Source organism: Leifsonia sp. McL0627, from assembly GCF_058244615.1.
In genome coordinates this window covers 596,422-612,756 of record NZ_JBZCGM010000002.1, presented here as the reverse complement: position 1 = coordinate 612,756, position 16,335 = coordinate 596,422, and the positions used below count along the sequence as shown (strand labels likewise).

Here is a 16,335-nt window from a genome sequence, read left to right as displayed (position 1 = left end):
GGATGCGCGGCTAGGGAGGCGGGGCGCACGTTCGTGCAGTGGCGAACCGGCGCCGGTGGCCGGATGCGCGTCAGTCCCGGGTGTTGGCGACGGCCGCACGCACGACGCCCGCGAACACCCTCCGCCACCGCAGTCGCACGAACCCGGCAGACCGCAGCGAGCCTGTCGCGCGCTGCACACTCTGCGCCGCGCCGCCCGGCCCGAACACCCCCACCGGCAGCCGTCGCCGGGTGAACACGTCGGCGAGCACGAGCACGCCGCCCGGCGCGAGCACGCGGGCGCATTCCGCGAGCCCCGCATCCTGATCCCGCCAGTGGCTGAAGGATGCCGAGCTCATCACCACGTCGAACGACGCATCCGGATGCGGCAGCCGCTCCGCCGCTGCGACCTCGAACCGCATTCGGGGATCGGTGCGCGCCGCCTCAGCGACCGCGATCATCTCCGTCGCAGGGTCCACACCCACCAGTTCCCGCAGCTCCGGACGGAGGCCTGCCAGCGCCCGCACCAGCGCCCCGGTGCCGCAGCCCACATCCAGCACGCGCGCCTCTCGTGGCGTCTCTCCGGCAGCGAGCACGGCGACGCGACGCACGATCTCACCGTGCAGTATCCCGCGCGGGCCGCGCTCATATCCGGAGGCGCGGTGCCCGTACGCGGAGACGTGCCGCTCGTCGTGACTGCTCACCTCTGCAGGCTAGCCCTCGCCGAGCGCGCGCGGCACCGACCATGCACGAACGGTAGACGACAAAACCTCACCCGGAGTAGTGTTCGCCCGTCACCAACGATGGGGCGGGCACGATGACCGATAGCACGCACGACACCGACGGGAACAAGCCGAGGCCCAACCACGTCCTCGAGTTGCGCATCCACGGGATCAAGAACACGCCCCCGGCGGAGATGCTCGGCATCGACAAAGCCGACCTGCGGCTGTACCAGGGCGACGAGAACGGCGGCTTCTGGATCGCCACCCGGCTCCCGGACCCCGACCCGGACGACGACACCCCCGACCCGGCCATCCCGCCACCGGATGTGCGCCGCGAAGCGTACTCGTGGGGCGCGATGGCGCGGTGCGGCGGGGGAGCGCTCGTCATCATCGGCCAGTTCTTCGTGCAGCTCGCCTGGTTGCTGCTGCTCCCGTTCGGGCTGACGAACAGCGCGTATTGGACCAGGACCATCCCGAACCAGAACGCGGGAGGGGAGTGGCGCGGCGGCGTCGGCGTGACCTCGCTGCGGGTGTTCGCCCTTGGCCTGACCCTGCTGTATGTCTGCGCGCTCGGGTCGGTGAGCCTCGACCTGATCGGCACCCAGTGCCTCGGCGGCGCCGCGTGCCCCGCGCTGCCGTCCGGCGTCCTCGATTTCCTCACCTCCGGCTTCCTGGCCGAGCGCGGACGGCAGCTCGCCGTGCTCTCGCTGTTGCCGATCGCGGGCGTCGTCGTGCTCTACCTCGTCTCGCACAGCGCGCGCCTCCGGTACGAGGCGGGCATCTTCAACACGGTGCGCCGGATGCGGAACGCCGACAGCCCGAAGCGCGCCACCGAGCGTCGGCCGCTGAGCGTCGAAGGGTTCTGGCAGCAGTCCCGCGTCGGCTCGCCGACAGAATGGCTGCACCTCTCCGGTGCGTTCTTCCTGATCGCGCTGCTGCTGGTCTGGGATCGCGTGTTCGCCGGTCTCCCCGGCTGCGGTCAGCTGCAGTCGTTCGGGCCCAGTGGATGCGCGGCCCACCTCTTCGGCACCGACCGCGGCCTCTGGTACTTCTCGGTCGCCGGCGTCGTCGCGGCGGCGGGCATCGTCTGGGTGGTGGTCCGCATCGTGCGCTCCTCCGACACGATCAACCACTCGGGCGAGGGACTGGCCGCGTTCCTCCGGGACGAGCAGCGCCGCCGGGAATCGGTCGCCGCCGTCACGCTCGCCGTCTCCGTGGTGCTGTACCTGTTCGTCGGCGTCGTCCTGTTCCTCAACGGCGCGTATCACCGGTCACCGTCGTTCGCGTTCCTCGGCCTGGTGTCGGCGCCGTCGATCATCCTGGGGGTGCTGGTCGCCATCTGCATCTCGGCACTCGGCTGGCGCAGGGGGGTGCCGCATCTCCTGTCGATCGTCATCATGGCGGTGGCGGGCATCGCCTTCCTGATCGGGGTGTCGATGAACCCGGCGGTGCTCGGCGGCCACCCTGGCGCGTTCCAATGGTTGTTCTACACGGTCGCCGGGGTTGGCGTGGTGGTGCAGCTCGTGCTCGTGGCGGTGTGGCCGCGCGTGCACGGCACCCGCGAGCGGTTCCGCACGGAGGGCTGGGCGGGCATGGGGCCCGGCGTGTGGATGCTGCTGTCGCTGGGGGCGGCGATGATCCTGTCGACACTGCTCGTGCTCGGCGTTCAGAGCTGGCTCGGCAGCGGCACCCCGGCCTGTGGATGCGCCGCACCGGTCGGACGGCCGCTCGACGCCCCGATCGCGTACAGCAACTTCGGCGACGTCCTTCCGATGATCGCCGTGCTGCTGCTCCTGTTCGTCGCCGGCATCGTGGTGCTCCGGATGCTCTGGGTCCCGAAGCTCACCACCCCGCCGACGCCGGGCGGCACCCGCCCGCTGCTCGAACCGGTGGACGAGTACAAGGACGGCGTCATCGAGCGAGGCAGGACCACCGACCGGCTCGCCATGAAGATGCTGCGCGCCCGCCGGTTCGCCGCGCTCTTCCACCGCGGGGAGCCCATCCTGGGTGTGCTCGCCGGGTTGCTGGCCGTGGGGTTCGTGGCGGCGCTCGCCGTGTCGAAGACCCAGTTCTTCGCCTGGATCGACGGGTTCGTCGCCCCGGCGCTCGGCCTGATCGCGGTCAGCGCCGTGGTGGCCATCGCCGAGAACGCGATCACCACGAAGGAGCGCCCGATCGGGGTGATGTGGGACCTGATGTGCTTCCTTCCGCGCGCCGGGCATCCGTTCGGCCCGCCCTGCTACGCCGAGCGCGTCGTGCCCGAACTGCGCGACCGCGTGGTCGACTGGCTCACCCACGACCTGAAACCGCCGCCAGGGCTGAGCGTCGCCGAGCAGCTGGCGTGGAAGGAGAAGCAGGAGGAGGACGCGCTCGGCCACGACCGGCCGTACCGCGTCGTCCTGAGCGCGCACAGTCTCGGCGCGGTGCTGGCGGTGTCGTGCCTGTTCACGCTGCGGCCCGACCAGCAGGATGCGCTCCGCAACGTCGGCCTGCTCACTTACGGCACCCAGTTGCGCACCTACTTCGGCCGCTTCTTCCCCGAGCTGTTCGGGCCGGGCCCGCTCGGGACGCCGACACAGCTCACACCGTCGCTGCGGCGTGCGGACCCCTGGTTCACCCAGGTCCAGGCGGACCACGGCGGCACCGACGTCCCGCCTCCGCCGTCCGACACCACCGACCCGACCCTGGTCGGCCTGCTCACGCAGCCGGACGGCGAGATCGCCTGGTTCAACCTCTGGCGCCGCACCGACTACCTGGGATTCCCTGTCTACAGCCATCGCCCGAACCCGGTCGACGGCGGCGCCGACGAGTTCGGCCCTCCCCGCTATCTCGTCAAGGTCGCCACCCACCCCGACTACCAGTCCACCCCGCAGTACGCCTCCAACCTCGCCCGCATCATCGCGCTCCTCTCCCGGTCCTCCCGTCCCTGATTGTCAGGAGACTCAAGGGATGCAGGAAAACCTAGTGTTGTAAGGTATTGCCAGGCAAGGGAAGCACCGTTCGAAGGAGAATCATGGTTGTCCGCGTGTCCGAATTGAGCACTGAAGAGAAGGCCGCGCTCACGAGCGGCAAGAGTTTTTGGGAGACGGAGGGCGTCGAACGCGCCGGCATCCCGTCGATCTACCTCACCGACGGCCCGCACGGGGTGCGCAAGCAGCGTGAGGGCGGCGACCACCTCGGCATCGGCGACAGCGTCCCGGCCACCTGCTTCCCTCCGGCCGTCGCACTCGGCTCCTCCTGGGACGCTGACCTGCTCGAACGGGTCGGCGCCGCACTCGGCGCGGAGGCGAAGGCGGAGGGCGTCGGCGTGCTCCTCGGCCCCGGCATCAACATCAAGCGGTCGCCCCTCTGCGGCCGCAACTTCGAGTACCTCTCGGAGGACCCCATCCTGAGCGGTCGTCTCGGCGCCGCCCTGGTGAACGGTCTGCAGTCGCAGGGCGTCGGCGGCTCGCTCAAGCACTTCGCGGCCAACAACCAGGAGACCGACCGGATGCGCGTCAGCTCCGACATCGACGAGCGCCCGCTGCGCGAGATCTACCTCCGCGGCTTCCAGCACGTCGTCACGCACGCCAAGCCGTGGACGGTCATGTGCTCGTACAACCGCATCAACGGCGTCTACGCCAGCGAAGACCCGTGGCTGCTCACCAGCGTGCTCCGCGACGAGTGGGGCTTCGACGGCGTCGTCGTCTCCGACTGGGGCGCGGTCAACAACCGGGTGGATGCGCTGGTCGCCGGCCTCGACCTGGAGATGCCGTCGAGCAACGGGGTCACCGACGCCCAGCTCGTCGCCGCCGTGAAGGACGGCTCGCTCGACGAGTCCGTGCTCGATACGGCCGCCGAGCGCGTCATCGACCTGGTGCAGAGGGCGCTCGACGGCGCGGACGCCTCCGCGACCTACGATCGGGATGCGCACCACGCCCTGGCCCGCGAGGTGGCCGCTCGCAGCGTCGTCCTGCTCAAGAACGACGGCGCGCTCCCGCTCTCCGCCGCCTCCGGTCGTCGCATCGCGGTGATCGGCGAGTTCGCCCGCACCCCGCGCTACCAGGGCGCTGGCTCGTCGCAGATCGTCCCGACGAAGCTCGACAACGCGCTGGACGAGCTCACGGCGCTCGCGGGCGATGCCACGGTGACCTTCTCAGCCGGTTACACACTCGGCTCTGACGGCGACGCCGCCGAACTCACCTCCGAGGCCGTCGCGGCCGCGCAGGCGGCGGACGACGTGGTCGTCTTCCTCGGCCTGCCCGGAGAGGACGAGTCGGAAGGCTTCGACCGTGAACACCTCGAACTGCCCGCCGCGCAGACCGCCCTCCTGGAGGCGGTCGTCGCGACCGGCGCCCGCGTCACGGTCGTGCTGTCCAACGGCGGCGTCGTGCGCGTCTCCGGCTGGGCGGACAGGGTGGCCGCGATCGTCGAGGGCTGGCTGCTCGGCCAGGCGGGCGGCGGTGCGATCGCCGACGTGCTGTTGGGTGTCGTGAACCCGTCCGGCCGCCTGGCGGAGAGCATCCCGCTGCGGTTGGAGGACACGGCGTCGTACCTCAACTTCCCCGGGGAGCACGGGCACGTCCGCTACGGCGAGGGCCTGTTCGTCGGCTACCGCGACTTCGACGCCAGGGAGGCGGCCGTCAGCTTCCCGTTCGGCCACGGCCTCTCGTACACCTCGTTCGCGTTCTCCGGCCTCGCGGTCGAGGCCGACGAGGACGGCATCTCGGTGTCCGTCGATGTCGCCAACACCGGCGACAGGGACGGCCGCGAGGTCGTGCAGGTCTACGTGGCTGTGCCCGGTAGCGCCGTCCAGCGCCCGGTGCGCGAGCTCAAGGGCTTCGCGAACGTGGCCGTCGCCGCCGGTTCGACCGAGCGGGCGACCGTGCGCATCCCGAACGAGGATCTCTCCTACTACGACATCGCGCAGCAGCGCTGGGTGGTCGAGTCCGGCGAGTACGAGGTGACGGTCGGCGCGTCGTCGCGTGACCTGCGCGGTACAGCGTCGGTCTCGCTCGCGGGCGACGCCGGTCTGCCGCTGCTCGCGTTCGACTCGACGGTCGGCGAGTGGCTGGCCCACCCGGTCGGCGGCCAGATCCTGATGGGGGCGCTCGCGCAGGCCGGTGGCGGCGGAGCGGTCGCCGGAATGCTCGACGACCCTGCGATGCGCCGCATGGCGGAGTCGATGCCGCTGAACAGGGTGGCCGCGTTCCCCGGAAGCCCGGTGACGGCCGAACAGCTCCACCAGCTGGTCGAGGCGGCCAACGCCGCCACCCTCGCGGCGGTGCCCGCGTAACGTACACCGCGGTCACAGCGGTCTGAACCCCCTTGCGAGAGCGAGGGGGTTCGGCGTTTGCTGGGGCGGAAGGCAGCGAGAGGAGCACAGGATGAGCGACACCAGCGGACTTCCCAACACCGACGACGAGGGTGTGCCGAAGGACAACGATCCGGAGCGCTTCGAGGAGACGAGCGACCGCGACGCCGACCGCGGCGGTCAGGCCGAGCCCGACCCGACGACAGGCTCGGACGCATCCGGAGGGACGGACGGCGCAGAGCCGCCGCCCGCCGAGTTCGACCCTGCGCAGAAGCCGTCCAACCCCGACCTGGTCGACACCTCGGAGGCGCCGGACTGAGGAGAGTCCCGCTGGCCCCCGACCGGGTCAGCGGGGCAGGCGGGTCCACCGCTGGATGCACACCGCACCCACCACACCGACGGCCGCAGCGACCAGCGCGGTGACGAACACGACGCCGACGCCCAGCGGGCTCAGTCCGGTGTCTGAGGCGAACGTGCTGCGGGTCGCCGCGAGCGCGAGCGCGACGGAGAACAGCACGAGCAGGAAGCTGGCGAGGTAGCCGGCGATCGCGTCGGTGCGCGCGCGGAACCGGATGCTGCGGTCGCTCATCGGGCCAGCAGCCCGTCCACGATGTCGGCGATGTTCGTGCCGTACTCGTCAGCGCGCCTCGCCAGTTCGGCGTATGCCTCCCGCGAGACGCCGACCAGCTCGTCTCCGTGCCGGGAGGTGGTGACCCGCAGCCGCCGGGGCACGGGAAGCTGCAGGAGGCGCTGCTCCCGCAGGAACGCCAGGTTGTCCGCCACGACGATGCCCATGCCGCCGTCGCGCCTCTCCAGCACGACGCGCCCGCGGTCGGCGGCGTCGGCGAGCTCCGGGTAGCGCATCCCGCACATTTGCAGCACCTCGGCGACGGGAAGGAACTCCGGCAGCTTGTCGAGGTATTCCTGCAGGACGACGGCCCGCAGCCGCCGTTGCCCGCGCTTGGCGCGGCCACGCACGCCGCTCAGGCCGCTCGCGCCTCCGACCAGGGTCAGGTGCCGTCCTGCCGTTTCGTTCGCATCCATCGGTCAGAGCCCGAGCGGCGCGAGCGTGGAGATCAGCAGCTTGCCGTAGAGCGCGTCCAGCACGGCCAGGCTGCCGAGGAACGCGGCCATGAGCACGATCCCTGCGACGGCGCTCACCACCACGATCGAGACCAGTGGATGCAGCCCTCGCGGCGCGCGGACGTCGTCGAGCATGGACATGGTCGGCCTCCCTCAGTGGACGGGATCGCGGGTGGGGCCCGACCGGCCCCACCCGCGGATGGGCGCCGTCACACCCGGTTCGGGCACCCACGAGAGACCGCTGAGGCGAGCACCTCGCGCGATGGGATGTCTCTCACAGAAGGAGACGGCGTTCCCCGCGAATCCTGACGCGGGACAGCCAGGAAATATCAGTCGGGACGCGTCCGGCGTCGGTTGGGTGTCGCTCAGGCGCCGGTCAGGGTCGCGGCTGGCGGGAGACGACCATCCACGCTGTACCCGTCGCCAGCCCGGCGATGCAGAACACGACGCCCGTGACGAGCACCGGCGACCCGCCGTTGACGCGGGGGAGCACCAGCCCGAGCACGAAAGCGATGACGCCGATGTTGAGCAGCACGGCCGACACCCACCCCAGGGTTGTACGCAGCGTCGCCTTCACGCTCGTATCGTAAGCCAGGACGGCGCGTTCAGGCCTCGCCCTGGTTGCCTGTCGCGCCCGGCGCCGGCTCGAGTGCCTCATTGATGAGGGAGGCGACCAGCATCTTCCAGTCCGACCCCTCGTGCAGCGTCTCGATGTGCCCGGGCGGGATCGCCCCGAACACGGGCTCGTGCTCCTCCCCCTCCCGCGACACCCGGATGAGGACCCCGAGTTCTGCGTGGGAGTCATCGAGTACGACCCATCGCCCCGGAGCCTGCTTCTCCACGTGGAAGATGCGGCTGCGATACGGGAATCGCACACTGGACATTTCGAGTTCGCTGGCGGACATTGCGTGCCCCTCTCATCGGATGCCTCAGGCAGCATCCAACGCCCGCACGGCCCGCGGCGCAAGAGTTTTCTGTCGCGGTCGTATGTTGGACCCATGATCAGCAGTGTCCACAACCTCGACGAAGCCATCGCCGCCATCGCCGAGCACTGGCAACCGCACAGGCTCACGAGCGTCAACGACTACGACGTGAAGGTCGTGAAACTGCTCGGCGAGTTCGTCTGGCACACCCACCCGGACACCGACGAACTGTTCCTCGTGCTCTCGGGCAGGCTGACCATCCAGCTGCGAGACGGGGATGTGCACCTCGGCCCGAACGACGTGTTCGTCGTCCCGCGCGGCGTCGAGCACTGCCCGCTCGCGGAGGAGGAGGTGCGCGCTGTGCTGTTCGAGCCGAAAGGGACCGTGAACACCGGGGATGCGCCTGGCGAGCGGACGAGCGCGCTGCGGGAGCTTCCCGAGGTTCTTCCCGGGTTCCCGGGCTCCCGGCCGGCGCGTAGCCGCTAGCTCTGAGGGTCGTACCCGAACTCGCGCAACTCCTGCGAGCAGCGGCAGCCGGTCGCGATCTTCCTCGCCCACTCGACGGCGTCCTCGCGCGTCGGCAGCTCCAGCACGGTGAACCCTCCGTCCAGCTGGCTGCCCGGATAGATCTCGGTGCTCACCGATCCGTCGGCGGACACGAGGACGGGGGCGACGGACTCGTCGATCCCTCCGCCGAAGACATAGACGCCGGCGGCCTTGGCCTCCTCGATCACGGCGTGGGATTCGGCGACGACCACCGGGAACTCTTCTGCGGTGAGCTGCATCGCTTCGCTGGGGAAGGAGATGAGGTATTTGGTCATGCCTCGATGGTCCGCCGTCTGCGCCGCGACGGCAAGAGGGCGTCGGACGGTGAGCGACCCGACCTCAGAGTATTGCGTCGAGGTTCCGCAGCAGCCCGGCCGGGTCGTCGTATACCGCGAACGCGCCGGCCTCGGCCAGCTCCCCAGCGCCGACGCCGCCGCTGAGCACGCCGACAGACCGCAGGTGCGCTCGTGCCGCGGCCGTCAGATCCCAGACCGAGTCGCCGACCATGATCGCGTCCGACGGCGTGGCGCCCGCCCGCTCGAGCGCCACCTCCAGGATGCCGGGGTCCGGCTTGGCCGTTTCGACGTCGTCGGCGGAGGTGGTGGCGTGGATCGCATCCGGAGCGTCGATGACGTCGAGGAGCATGGCCAGTTCGTCTTCGGGCGCTGAGGTGGCCAGCACGACGGCGATGCCGCGCGACGCGACGGCACGCAGCAGCTCCGGAACGCGGTCGAAGGCGCGAAGCCGCGGCGCGAGTTCCCGGTAGTAGCGGGAGTGCAGCTCAGACGCGTCGCTCATCCACTGCTCGTCGTGGTCGCCGGCGACCGAGCGGAGCAGGCGGTCGGAGTCCTGGCCGATGGCCCGGTGGATGCGCCACGCATCCGTCGGAGAGCCCAGCTCGGCGAGTGCACGCTGCCACGCGTCCACGTGCAGGAAGTTGGAGTCGACGAGCGTCCCGTCGATGTCGAACAGCACAGCGCTGACGGTCACTTCGGCAGCCTTTCTCTGGCGGTGCGCAGCCGTTTCTGCAGTCCGGGGACCGCGTCGGTGGGGAGTGCGTCGAGGTCGAACCACTCGACGGCTTCGCTCTCGTCGCTGACGGCGGTGGGCGCATCCCGGGGGGCTTCGGCGGCGAACAGCAGGTCGAGGTGGATGTCGCACACGCCGAACCGTTCGCCGAGCTGCTGCGCCTGCAGGTCGACGGCGTCGGACGAGAGCATCCGGAACGACCGCAGCCCGCTCTCCTCGGTCACTTCGCGGGCGGCGGCCGCCGCGATGTCGGCGTCCTCTGGCTCCAAGTGCCCGCCGAACTGCACCCAGAACCGCCCCTTGCGATGGAACGCGAGCAGCACGCCCGTGCGCGCGGGATCGAACACGGCGCAACTCGCGGTGACGTGCACGGGGCCCCCCTTGAACAGCAGTTCCTCGCCACTCCGGATGCGTTCGGAGACCGAGTCGAACAGGGCGCGCTCCGGGCGTCCGAACCACGGCGGCGCCGTCCTGAAAAACGTGGTGGCGATCGAGCTGTCCACGGTCCTCCTCGATGGCGGCGGTTCCGGTTACCTGCGACTCATTCGAGGGTAGCGCTCCGCGCACCCGGCGGGCAGGGGACAACTCCGCCGCCCGACGCGACGGGGGTTGAAATCGCGCGACGGGCGGCGGAGCCGCGGCGCCCGGACGACGCCGACCCGACGCTACGATCACACCCGCCCTGGAACCATCCCATTGACACGTGCGCGAGAAGTAGGTACCCGTCACCTATCCACAGCCCCGCGCTATCGACCGCGAGATGCCAGTAACTGTCGCGAAACGCCCGGGAATCCGCGCAGTTACTGGTGTTTCGCGGCCGGGCGGCGCCAGACCGTGAGGGGACGGCCGTCGATGTGCACGCCGGTGCGCGCGGGCGTGAACCCGCAGCGGGTCGCGACGGCCTCGCTCGCGGCGTTGCCGTCGAGCGTGCTCAACCACACGGCGGGCTCCCCCTGCGCATCGAGCCAGGCGATCAGCGCGGTGACCGTGGCCGTGACCAGGCCGCGGCCGCGGCCCTCCGGCTTGAGCGCGTAGAACACCTCGAAGCCGTCCTCGCCACGTCCGAAGCCGGCCGTCCCGAGCGGCACACCGCGCTCCTCCAGCACATACCGGATGCCCGTCCCCGCCTCCGCGCGCGCCACGTTCGCGACGGCGCGGGCCCGGGCCTGGGCCTCGGTGAGGTCGGCCGGGTACAGGGTCCAGGTCGGCACGTCCGGCACTCGGGCGAGCTCCAGCTCGATCGTCCAGTCGCTCGGTTCCAGTCGTCGCAGCACCACATCGCTGCGCGACCCCACTTCAAGAACCCCCGGGAATCTATCCACAGCCTCAAACTATCGACCGCGAGATGCCAGTAACTGTCGCGAAACGCCCGGGAATCCGCGCAGTTACTGGCATCTCGGCGTCAGGCGGGGCCAGGCAGGTCAGTCCGCGGCTCAGACCCGGGAGAGCGTGGGCACGGTGGCGACGGCGCGGGTGCGCGCGGAGTCGTAGGCGCCGAGGATGATGCCGAGCACATCGATGCCCTCCTTCTGGGTCTGGAGGGGGCGCGTGCCGTTCAGGATGCTGTCCGCGAAGTGCCCGAGCTCCTCGCCGAACTGGTCGACGGGCTCGAGTTCGAGGACCACGGGGTCGTGGCCGCGCAGGTGGTAGCTGAGCGTGGTTCCGTCGCTGGTCAGGCTGCCGAGCGAGCCGACGGCGGAGAAGCGCTCCGTGCTGTCCGCCGCGTCGTACGCCCAGCTGGTGACGACCGTTCCGAGCACGCCGTTGTCGAACCGGACGATCACCGTGGCCGAGTCCTCGCCCTCCATGAACGTGAGCCGGTGCGTGGCGAGCATCGCCGTCACCTCGACCGGAGCGCCGCCCGCGAGGTGCAGCAGGAGGTAGGTGGGGTGGTATCCGGTGTCGATGAGCTCGCCGCCGCCGCTGGTGGAGGCGTGGGCGCGCCATCCCATCGTCGACGGGTCGAAGTCGTTGTAAAAGCTGTCCGTCGTGCGCACTTCGAACACCTGGCCGAGCGTTCCGGACTCGATCAACTCCTTCGCCTTCGCGACGGCGGGGAGGAACAGCTGGTTGTGCGCGCACATCAGGGTGACGCCAGCCTCCTCGACTGCTGCGGAGACCTCGGCGGCCTCCTCGGGGGTGAGGCAGAGCGGCTTCTTGCACAGGATGTGCTTGCCGGCGCGGGCGGCGGCGACGATCGCGTCTTTGTGGAGGTGGTGGGGCAGGCAGATGTCGACGGCGTCGATGTCGGCGTCGGCGAGCATCTCCCGGTAGTCGGCATAGATGACGGCGCCGGTGTCGCCCGCGCGCGCTTCCGCGCTCGCGCGCACGGGGTCGGCGACCGCGGCGAACGTGATCGTGCCCGGGTTGAGCGCGTAGCCCGCGACGTGGGCGCCGGCGATGCCGCCCGCCCCGATCAGGCCGATGCGGACGGTGGAGGTGGGGGTGGATGCGTTGGAGGTCATGAGTGTCTTTCTGGGTGGAGACGAGGAAGAAGGGTGTGCGGAGGGGTCGCCGAAACGCCCCGAACAGGATGCGCCGGTCGCGTCAGGCGCCGACGCGTGCCGCGCGCGCAGCGACCGGCACGGCCGCGCCGCTCGCCGCCGACGCGTTCGACGCGGCGACGATCCTGGTCAGCGCGAGCGCGTGGTCCAGGTTCTCGTCGGCCGTCGTGCCGGTGCGGATGCGCTGCACCCACTCCGCGAGCGCGCCGTCCAGTGCATCCGGGACCGGAAGCTCGCTCCAGGCTCCGCCGCTCTCGCTGACGAGCAGCTTCTCGCCGCCGAACCCGTACAGCGCGACACCCTCTGTGCCGCGCAGTTCAATCGTGAACTGCCCGGGCGCCGACGCGACGCTCGCCTCGAACACGCCGAGCGCTCCGCCGGGGAACTCGGCCGTCACGACCGCGTTGTCCTCCACCGGATGCCCGGTGACCGACCCGTAGACCGCGCTGACCGACAGCGGCTCCGCGCGGTGGAACAGCCGGGTGAGGTATGCAGGGTGGCAGCCGAGGTCGGTCAGCGCTCCGCCGATCGCCTCCTGCGGGTTGCCGAACCGGTCGGGCAGCCAGCCGGCCACCCAGCCGTCGTGCGCGAGCCGCACGCGTGAGTACGTGAGCGTGCCGAGCGTGCCGGAGTCGATGAGCGCGTTCAGCGCCTGCGTGTACCCGTCGTAGAGGCGGGGCAGCGAGACGACGAGCGCGACGCCAGCGTCCGCGGCTGCGGCGACGATGTCCTCCGCCTCGTCGGCGGTGGGGGCGAGCACCTTCTCGGTGAAGACGTGCTTGCCCGCGGCGATGGCGCGCAGCATGACGTCGTGGTGCTGGTCGGTGGAGGTGGTGATGGTCACCGCATCCAGAGTGTCGCGGGCGAGCAGTTCGTCGAGGTCGGCGACGAACTCGACGCCGAACGACTCGGCCGCAGCTCTGCCGCGCTCCTCGTCGTCGTCCCAGACGGCGACGAGGGTGGTGTCCGGATGCTTCTGTGCCGCTTCTGCGTAGTCTCCGGCGTGCACGTGCCAGAAGCCGATCGCGGCGACGGTGAGGGGTTGGGGCATTGCAGTAGGCCTCCCTGCCTGTATTCGTTGCGCGCGAACACGACAAGCCTAGCCAGTTCGGCCCGCCGCTCGTCAACTTTTGCCGTATCCCGAGCGTAAGTCGGGGACGGCGGCTCGCCGGGCGCGTTCACGGAGCGTTCAGACTGCGGTGGTGGGATGTGGTGTGTGAAGACGCGAATCGCGGAGTACCCGCGGCCGGACCACTTCCTCGTGCACATCAGCGACACCCACCTCCTGGCCGGAGGTGGGAAACTCTACGACTCGGTCGACAGCGCGCAGCATCTTCGATCTCTGCTCGCCGAGCTGGAGGCGTCCGGAGGGCGTCCGGAGGCGATCGTCTTCACCGGCGACATCGCCGACAAGGGGCAACCGGATGCGTACTCCGCCGTCCGCGAGATCGTCGACCCTGTCGCCGCACGGCTCGGCGCCCGCGTGGTCTGGGTGATGGGCAACCACGACGAGCGCGGGGCGTTCCGCTTCGGGCTCCGCGACGAGCTTCCCGCCGGGGAGCCGGTCGACGACGTGTTCTGGTTCGGGGGTCTGCGGGTGATCGCCCTTGACACGTCCGTTCCCGGCCACCACTACGGCGAGGTGACGGACGCCCAGCTCGACTGGCTCGCCGCCGAGCTCGCGTCCCCTGCACCGGAGGGCACGATCCTCGCCATGCACCACCCGCCCGTCCCAAGCGTGCTCGACCTGGCCGTGTCCGTGGAGCTGCGCGACCAGTCCGGGCTGGCGGAGGTGCTCGACGGCAGCGACGTCAGGAGCATCCTGGCCGGACACCTGCACTACTCGTCGATGGCCACCTTCGCTGGCATCCCGGTGTCCGTCGCCTCGGCCAGCTGCTACACCCAAGACCTCAACGTGCCCGTCGGCGGCACCCGCGGCAGGGACGGCGCCCGCGCCTTCAACCTGGTGCACGTCTACCCGACGACGGTGCTGCACTCGGTGGTGCCGCTCGGCAGCTTCCCCGCCCTCGACTACATCGACCCGGAGGAGAGCGCCCGCCGCCTCGCCGACGACGGCATTCGCATCCCGCCCCGGCTGGTGGATTCGGCCGGTCGCCGCGACGAGACGCCGACCACGCCCATCCGGGTCATGGCCTGACCCGGACCGTCAGGCGTCGGTTCCCTCGCCGCGCTCGGTGCGCTCCCACGGCGCAGGGAACGGGAAGTACCGCTCCAGGAAGTCGGTGACCGTCCGCGTCCGCTCCTCTACGCTGATCTCCGGTTTGGAGCCGTCGTTGAGGCAGAACATGTCCTGGTCGCGGCGCTTGAGCAGCCGCCGCATCTTCTCGGCCGCCTCGTGCAGCGTCGTCTCGATGTACTGCACGCGCGCCTGCGTCTGCACCACCGCTCGCCCGCTCATCAGCGCGTAGTAGTGGTAGAGCGAGTTGGTCACGGAGATGTCGGTCGCCGACCGGAACGGGCTCGCCGCCGTGCGCGCGAAGTCCTCGGGGAACTCCCGCTCCATCTCGTTGAGCACGCTGACCCGTAGTGGAGCGGCGCAGTGTTCGAGGTGCCGGGTGGTGACGGCGCCGAAGCGCTCGTACAGCAGTCGTCGGTTGACGCGCGCGGCGTTCTCGAACCCGCTGCGCGCCGGATCGCTCTCGCCGAGACCGATCCGCGTGCCCGCTTCGACGAACTTCGTCACACCTCCTGGCGAGAAGAACAGGTCAGGCGAGATCGGCCGCCCGATGAACATGTCGTCATTGGAATATAAGAAGTGCTCGGCGATGCCGGGGATGTGGTGCAGCTGGCTCTCGACGGCGTGCGAGTTGTGCGTCGGCAGCGCGGAGGTGTCCGGGAAGAAGTCCTCGCTGCGCATGATGTGCACGCTCGGATGAGGTGCGAGCCACTCCGGGAGGGGCGAGTCGGTGGCGATGTAGATGTTGCGCACCCACGGCGCGAACATGTGCACGCTCCGCATCGCGTACTTCAGTTCGTCGATCTGGCGATAGCGCGCTTCGTTGTCGTCGCCGTCCCCGACCACGTACGACGCCTGCTTCTTCGCCCGCTGCCGCTGGAACTCGGCGCTCGACCCGTCGACCCAGGAGAACACGATGTCGATGTCGAACGCGATGTCGCTCGCCAGCGGGTCGAACATGTGCTCCAGCGTGCGCCAGGTGCGACCGTAGAGTTCGACGGACGCCTCGATCGCCTCGTTGCGAGGGAGGCGGGTGCGCATCAGCGCGTTGGGCATCGGCGCTTCGATCTCTTCGTCGCCGAAGCGCCAGAATTCGAGCTGCATGGCGGTCTCCGCGCCGTAGCGCAGCCGACCGATCGGTTCGAGTCGCGGCCGGTAGACCCGCAGCACGGACGCCTTCCTGCTCGACAGCCGGCCGTCGGCGATCAGGGCGTCCACACCATCCACGTCGACAGGGCGCGCATAGAACGGCTCATCGGCGAAGGCGGTCGCGAGCGCGGCGGTGATCTCCTTGCGGCGTCGGCGGTCGACGGCGATCACGCGCCGGTCGTCGTCACCGCGCACCAGCAGGTGCTCGATGCCCGCCGCATCCAGTGCATCCCGGACGGCAAGGAGGTCTTCGACCATCGACTCGCGGGGTGTGAACGGTCCGGAGATCAGGGTGAGAACACCCTTTCGCATCACGATGTCGTCGCGTCGAAGGGCCGGGATGCTCGTGAGTGATTCGCCGGAGACGACGACGGGTTCTGGCTGGTCGGACAGGGCTGGAGACGGGTGTTCTGCCATATGAGGCCCACTCTATGTCGTCCAGCGGGAAGTTCCAGTGCCGGTGCTCACGGAGTCGGCGACACATTGCATGCATATCGGGATCCGGTGCCGCCGTCAATCCCCCTGACGTGGAAGCTTGTTCCGGTGTTCGATAGTGGACAATGGCAACATGGGAAAACTGGTCTATGGCTCCGGACAGGAGTACGACCTCGACGATCGCGTGCTGAGTCACGTCAAACTCGCCATCGTGGCGAAGCTTCGTCGGCACAAGCTTTCTCCTCAACTGGGATGTGCCCGTCGAGCAAGGCTCCGGACGCGTCTCGCTCTGGATCAGCCGCGAGGTGCCGCTGTCCTTCCAGTTCAGCGGCAGCCGTCCGCCCGCGATCAACCCGCAGTGGCTCGAAGCGCTCATGCACACCTCGCAGCGCACGGGCGGCATGGTCGTGATGACCGAGGACACGGTCGAGCAGCACCTGCCCGGCTGACACCCCGGCCGGCGCCCCGGCTGACGC

At 70.0% G+C, this 16,335-nt stretch carries 18 protein-coding genes and 1 pseudogene; 6 read left to right on the top strand and 13 right to left on the bottom strand.

All coding sequences use genetic code 11. The annotated features are described in order from the left end of the window. Positions 1 to 70: 70 nt before the first annotated feature. A complete protein-coding gene (locus AC37TH_RS03405; RefSeq protein ID WP_490762951.1) occupies positions 71 to 682 on the bottom strand; it encodes a class I SAM-dependent methyltransferase in 612 nt (203 codons plus the stop codon). A 113-nt stretch (positions 683 to 795) separates the two neighbouring features. Between AC37TH_RS03405 and AC37TH_RS03400 the strand changes: the two genes are divergently transcribed. From AC37TH_RS03400 to AC37TH_RS03390, 3 genes are all read left to right on the top strand, one after another. Next, on the top strand, positions 796 to 3,630 hold the full coding sequence (locus AC37TH_RS03400) for a hypothetical protein (protein ID WP_490762950.1): 2,835 nt from the start codon (positions 796 to 798) through the stop codon (positions 3,628 to 3,630). Between the two features lie 83 nt (positions 3,631 to 3,713). Next, positions 3,714 to 5,975, top strand: coding sequence for a glycoside hydrolase family 3 C-terminal domain-containing protein (locus AC37TH_RS03395; RefSeq protein ID WP_490762949.1), 2,262 nt, complete (start codon positions 3,714 to 3,716; stop codon positions 5,973 to 5,975). Positions 5,976 to 6,066: 91 nt separating this feature from the next. Beyond that, positions 6,067 to 6,312, top strand: a complete 246-nt coding sequence (locus AC37TH_RS03390; RefSeq protein WP_490762948.1) for a hypothetical protein — start codon at positions 6,067 to 6,069, stop codon at positions 6,310 to 6,312. Positions 6,313 to 6,339: 27 nt separating this feature from the next. On the opposite strand, the gene AC37TH_RS03385 is transcribed toward AC37TH_RS03390, so the two are convergent. From AC37TH_RS03385 to AC37TH_RS03365, 5 genes are all read right to left on the bottom strand, one after another. Next, positions 6,340 to 6,582 (bottom strand): hypothetical protein, encoded by a 243-nt coding sequence (locus tag AC37TH_RS03385; RefSeq protein WP_490762947.1) that lies wholly within the window; start codon positions 6,580 to 6,582, stop codon positions 6,340 to 6,342. Further along, positions 6,579 to 7,037 (bottom strand): hypothetical protein, encoded by a 459-nt coding sequence (locus AC37TH_RS03380; protein WP_490762946.1) that lies wholly within the window; start codon positions 7,035 to 7,037, stop codon positions 6,579 to 6,581. The genes AC37TH_RS03385 and AC37TH_RS03380 overlap by 4 nt, the downstream gene beginning before the upstream one ends. Before the next feature lie 3 nt (positions 7,038 to 7,040). Continuing rightward, on the bottom strand, positions 7,041 to 7,217 hold the full coding sequence (locus AC37TH_RS03375) for a hypothetical protein (RefSeq protein WP_490762945.1): 177 nt from the start codon (positions 7,215 to 7,217) through the stop codon (positions 7,041 to 7,043). Between the two features lie 235 nt (positions 7,218 to 7,452). Continuing rightward, a complete protein-coding gene (locus AC37TH_RS03370) occupies positions 7,453 to 7,653 on the bottom strand; it encodes a hypothetical protein (RefSeq protein WP_490762944.1) in 201 nt (66 codons plus the stop codon). 28 nt (positions 7,654 to 7,681) lie between these two features. Then, positions 7,682 to 7,981 (bottom strand): hypothetical protein, encoded by a 300-nt coding sequence (locus tag AC37TH_RS03365; RefSeq protein WP_490762943.1) that lies wholly within the window; start codon positions 7,979 to 7,981, stop codon positions 7,682 to 7,684. A gap of 93 nt (positions 7,982 to 8,074) precedes the next feature. On the opposite strand from AC37TH_RS03365, the gene AC37TH_RS03360 reads away from it, so the two are divergent. Further along, positions 8,075 to 8,485: a cupin domain-containing protein gene (locus AC37TH_RS03360; RefSeq protein WP_490762942.1), complete on the top strand. Its 411-nt coding sequence runs from the start codon at positions 8,075 to 8,077 to the stop codon at positions 8,483 to 8,485. Here the strand turns inward: AC37TH_RS03360 and AC37TH_RS03355 are convergent. The 6 genes from AC37TH_RS03355 to AC37TH_RS03330 form a co-directional block, all read right to left on the bottom strand. After that, on the bottom strand, positions 8,482 to 8,820 hold the full coding sequence (locus AC37TH_RS03355; RefSeq protein ID WP_490762941.1) for a YciI family protein: 339 nt from the start codon (positions 8,818 to 8,820) through the stop codon (positions 8,482 to 8,484). The two genes, AC37TH_RS03360 and AC37TH_RS03355, sit on opposite strands and share 4 nt — an antisense overlap. Before the next feature lie 64 nt (positions 8,821 to 8,884). Beyond that, positions 8,885 to 9,535 carry an HAD family hydrolase gene (locus tag AC37TH_RS03350; RefSeq protein WP_490762940.1) on the bottom strand — a complete coding sequence of 217 codons (651 nt, stop codon included), beginning with the start codon at positions 9,533 to 9,535 and terminating at the stop codon, positions 8,885 to 8,887. After that, a complete protein-coding gene (locus AC37TH_RS03345; protein ID WP_490762939.1) occupies positions 9,532 to 10,077 on the bottom strand; it encodes an NUDIX hydrolase in 546 nt (181 codons plus the stop codon). The genes AC37TH_RS03350 and AC37TH_RS03345 overlap by 4 nt, the downstream gene beginning before the upstream one ends. 297 nt (positions 10,078 to 10,374) lie before the next feature. Continuing rightward, positions 10,375 to 10,869, bottom strand: a complete 495-nt coding sequence (locus AC37TH_RS03340; RefSeq protein WP_490762938.1) for a GNAT family N-acetyltransferase — start codon at positions 10,867 to 10,869, stop codon at positions 10,375 to 10,377. A 138-nt stretch (positions 10,870 to 11,007) separates the two neighbouring features. Then, complete coding sequence (locus AC37TH_RS03335; protein ID WP_490762937.1) at positions 11,008 to 12,039, bottom strand: Gfo/Idh/MocA family protein; 1,032 nt, start codon at positions 12,037 to 12,039, stop codon at positions 11,008 to 11,010. An 82-nt stretch (positions 12,040 to 12,121) separates the two neighbouring features. Next, complete coding sequence (locus AC37TH_RS03330; protein WP_490762936.1) at positions 12,122 to 13,129, bottom strand: Gfo/Idh/MocA family protein; 1,008 nt, start codon at positions 13,127 to 13,129, stop codon at positions 12,122 to 12,124. Positions 13,130 to 13,294: 165 nt separating this feature from the next. Between AC37TH_RS03330 and AC37TH_RS03325 the strand changes: the two genes are divergently transcribed. Beyond that, positions 13,295 to 14,236 carry a phosphodiesterase gene (locus AC37TH_RS03325; protein WP_490762935.1) on the top strand — a complete coding sequence of 314 codons (942 nt, stop codon included), beginning with the start codon at positions 13,295 to 13,297 and terminating at the stop codon, positions 14,234 to 14,236. Between the two features lie 9 nt (positions 14,237 to 14,245). Here AC37TH_RS03325 and AC37TH_RS03320 read toward each other — a convergent pair whose 3' ends face one another. Continuing rightward, the gene (locus AC37TH_RS03320) at positions 14,246 to 15,841 is read right to left on the bottom strand and encodes a stealth family protein (protein WP_490762934.1); all 1,596 of its coding nucleotides are present in this window, start codon (positions 15,839 to 15,841) and stop codon (positions 14,246 to 14,248) included. Between the two features lie 151 nt (positions 15,842 to 15,992). Here AC37TH_RS03320 and AC37TH_RS03315 point away from each other — a divergent pair. Then, positions 15,993 to 16,308, top strand: a pseudogene (locus AC37TH_RS03315) (DUF7882 family protein). The last annotated feature ends 27 nt before the right edge of the window (positions 16,309 to 16,335 follow it).